Here is a 3,234-nt window from a genome sequence, read left to right on the forward strand (position 1 = left end):
AGCCCGACGAGCGCGGCGCGGAAGCCGTCCGCGTGCACCTGGGCCGCGAGCACGACGGGCCCGCCGGTGTCGACCGAGAGCCGGTGCGAGGGCCTGCCCTGGGAGCCGGCGGCGGCGGGACGTGAGTCGACCCGGATCAGCCCGAGCGATTCGAGCTCGGCCGCGACGGCTCCGGCGGTGGCCCGGGTGACTCCCAGCTCCGCCGTGAGCACGGCCCGGGTGGGAGCGCGGCCCGTGTGGACCAGTTCCAGCGCCGGTCCGAGCGCGCTGCGGCCACGCTCCAGCTTCGTCCGGTTGGTCGTCACCTTGCCGTTCATGGGGGCGAGTCTCCCATGATCCCGGGCGGCGCAAGACGATCCGGTACCGCCCTTGTTCACGGCCACCGCTCCCCCTATCCTTCTTTTGTGCCGAATCTAAACAAAGTCGGGACGGCTCTTGCGGGAGGCCCGGGCGAAAACAGCGCCATACCCTCCCTGCTCCGTCTCCGGGTCACCCTCACCGTCTTCTTCGCCCTGGACGGATTCCTGTTCGCCGGCTGGGTGGTCCGCATCCCCGCGATCAAGCAGCAGACCGGCGCTTCGGCGAGCGCGCTCGGCCTGGCGCTGCTGGGGGTGTCGGCCGGGGGCGTGATCACGATGATGCTCACGGGGCGGCTGTGCCGGCGCTTCGGCAACCATCCCGTCACCGTCGCCTGCGCGGCCCTCCTCTCGGTGAGTATCGCGCTGCCGCCGCAGATGCACTCGGCGCTCACCCTCGGCCTGGTCCTGCTGGTGTTCGGCGGGGCGTACGGCGGGCTGAACGTGGCGATGAACAGCGCCGCCGTCGATCTGGTCGCCGCGCTGCGCCGCCCGGTGATGTCCAGCTTCCACGCCGCGTTCAGCCTCGGCGGCATGGTCGGCGCCGGTGCGGGCGGGCTCGTCGCGGGCCGGCTGTCGGCGTCGTCCCATCTGCTCGGCCTGACCGCAGTGGGCCTCCTGCTGACCTGCGTGGCCGGCCGTGATCTGCTCCGGCATCCCGTCCCGTCGGCGCCGCGGACCGCCGTACGGGAGGCGGCGACGCCCCGCCGCCTCGACAGCCACAGCAGGCGGCTGGTGCTGGTCTTCGGGACGATCGCGCTGTGCACCTCGTACGGGGAGGGGGCCATGGCCGACTGGAGCGCCCTGCATCTGAAGCAGGACCTGCACGCGCAACCGGGCCTCGCGGCCGCCGCGTACTCGCTCTTCGCGCTCGCCATGACCGTCGGCCGGTCCACGGGTACCGCACTGCTCGAACGGCTCGGCCAGACCCGGGCCCTCGTCGGCGGCGCGACCGTGGCGGCGGCGGGTCTGCTGCTGGGGGCCCTCGCACCCACGGTGTGGCTGGCGCTGACCGGGTTCGTGCTGGCCGGGCTCGGACTGGCCAACAGCTTCCCCGTGGCGATCGGCCGGGCAGGCGCGCTGGCGGGCCCCGGCGGAGTCGCCACCGCCTCCACCCTGGGCTACGGGGGCATGCTGATCGGCCCGCCCGTGATCGGCTTTCTCGCCGACTGGCTGACGCTGCCCATCGCCCTCACCACTGTGGCGCTGCTCGCCGCGGTCGCCGCGCTGATCGGGTACGCCAGCCGCAACGCGTCGGCTCCCACGGCCGCCTGACGCCCTGGCACAATCGCCCGTATGAATCCCCTGCCGATCGGCACGTTCATCTCGGCCCTCGACCGTGAGGGGCGTCTGCTCGCCACCGCTGCCGCCCGGGCCGGCACCCGGGCCGCGGTGCCCACGTGCCCCGGCTGGGACGTACGGGATCTGCTGCGGCACACCGGAGCGGTGCACCGCTGGGCGACCGACTTCGTCACTGAGGGGCACACCCGCTTCCGCCCGCCCTCCGCCGCGCCCCGTATCGACGGGGACGGACTCATCGACTGGTTCGGGGCAGGACACCGTTCGCTGGTGGCCGCGCTGACCGCCGCGCCGGAGGATCTGGACTGCTTGACCTTCCTGCCCGCGGCGACGCCGCTCGCGTTCTGGGCCCGGCGGCAGGCACATGAGACCGCCGTGCACCGGATGGACGCCGAATCGGCGCTCGGCACCGAACCGGACCCGCCGGATCCGGAGTTCGCCGCGGACGGCATCGACGAGCTGCTGCGCGGGTTCCACGCGAGGTCCAGGAGCCGGGTGCGTACGGAGGGCCCGCGGGCCCTGCGGGTACGGGCCACCGACACCGGGGACGTATGGACCGTGCACCTCTCGGCGGAACCGCCCCGTGCCGAGCACACCGGCGAAGGCCCCGCCGACTGCGAGCTGAGCGGGGAGGCCGCACTGCTCTACGCGACGCTGTGGAACCGCCGTCCGCTCTCCGCCGTGTCCGTCACGGGCGATGCCGCCCTGGCCTGGTTCTGGCGGGAGACCTCCGCGGTCTGACCCGGGCGGGGCGTGCAGGGCAGGGCTGACGCCGGAACCACGGCCCGTGTTCAGCCCAGCCAGCCGGGGCGCACCAGCCCCGACTCGTACGCCAGCACCACGAGCTGCGCCCGGTCGCGGGCACCGAGCTTCACCATGGCGCGGCTGACATGGGTCTTGGCGGTGAGCGGGCTGACGACGAGCCTGCGGGCGATCTCCTCGTTGGAGAGGCCGATACCGACGAGCGCCATCACCTCGCGCTCGCGTTCGGTGAGCCGGCCGAGGCCGACGGCTTCGGCGGGTTCCTTGGAGCGCGCGGCGAATTCGGCGATGAGTCTGCGTGTCACCCCCGGCGAGAGCAGCGCGTCCCCGTCGACCACCGCCCGTACCGCACGCAGCAGTTCCTCCGGCTCGGTGTCCTTGACCAGGAAGCCGGAGGCCCCCGAGCGGATCGCCTCGAAGACGTACTCGTCGAGCTCGAAGGTGGTGAGCATGACCACCTTGACCCCGTCCAGGTCCGGGTCGGCGGTGATCTTCCGGGTGGCGGCCAGGCCGTCGAGCACCGGCATACGGATGTCCATCAGTACGACGTCCGGCCGCAGCTCGCGCACCAGCGTCAGCGCTTCGGCGCCGTCGGCGGCCTCGCCCGTCACCTCGATGTCCGGCTGGGCCCCGAGCAGCGCCTGGAATCCGGCTCTGACCAGGGACTGGTCGTCGGCGAGCAGGACACGGATCACGGTGACTCCTCAGGTGCGGCGGGCGGTGCGGTGGGCGGCACTGCGGGTGGACCGGCAGCGGGCCCGGTGGGCGGAGCAGTGGACGGTGCGGCGGGCGGACCCGCGGTCGGCACGGCGGGCGG

General features: G+C 73.5%; 3 protein-coding genes and 1 pseudogene. 2 read left to right on the plus strand and 2 right to left on the minus strand.

Features of this window, described 5'->3' with window-relative positions:
- A pseudogene (locus G3I19_RS35585) lies at positions 1 to 317 on the minus strand (ROK family protein); the annotation flags it as partial.
- An 87-nt stretch (positions 318 to 404) separates the two neighbouring features.
- Between G3I19_RS35585 and G3I19_RS35590 the strand changes: the two are divergent.
- Together G3I19_RS35590 and G3I19_RS35595 are read left to right on the plus strand one after the other, a co-directional pair.
- Positions 405 to 1,631 (plus strand): MFS transporter, encoded by a 1,227-nt coding sequence (locus tag G3I19_RS35590; protein ID WP_164267816.1) that lies wholly within the window; start codon positions 405 to 407, stop codon positions 1,629 to 1,631.
- A 21-nt stretch (positions 1,632 to 1,652) separates the two neighbouring features.
- Positions 1,653 to 2,396 (plus strand): maleylpyruvate isomerase family mycothiol-dependent enzyme, encoded by a 744-nt coding sequence (locus tag G3I19_RS35595; RefSeq protein WP_164267817.1) that lies wholly within the window; start codon positions 1,653 to 1,655, stop codon positions 2,394 to 2,396.
- Between the two features lie 50 nt (positions 2,397 to 2,446).
- On the opposite strand, the gene G3I19_RS35600 is transcribed toward G3I19_RS35595, so the two are convergent.
- Positions 2,447 to 3,112 carry a response regulator transcription factor gene (locus tag G3I19_RS35600; protein ID WP_164267818.1) on the minus strand — a complete coding sequence of 222 codons (666 nt, stop codon included), beginning with the start codon at positions 3,110 to 3,112 and terminating at the stop codon, positions 2,447 to 2,449.
- Between the last annotated feature and the right edge of the window lie 122 nt (positions 3,113 to 3,234).

It is taken from the genome of Streptomyces sp. SID10853, from assembly GCF_010548145.1.
GTDB lineage: Bacteria > Actinomycetota > Actinomycetes > Streptomycetales > Streptomycetaceae > Streptomyces.

Bases quoted from the DNA above. Each gene is read 5' to 3' on its own strand.
- G3I19_RS35595 (WP_164267817.1), top strand. From the start codon at position 1,653: ATGAATCCCCTGCCGATCGGCACGTTCATCTCGGCCCTCGACCGTGAG.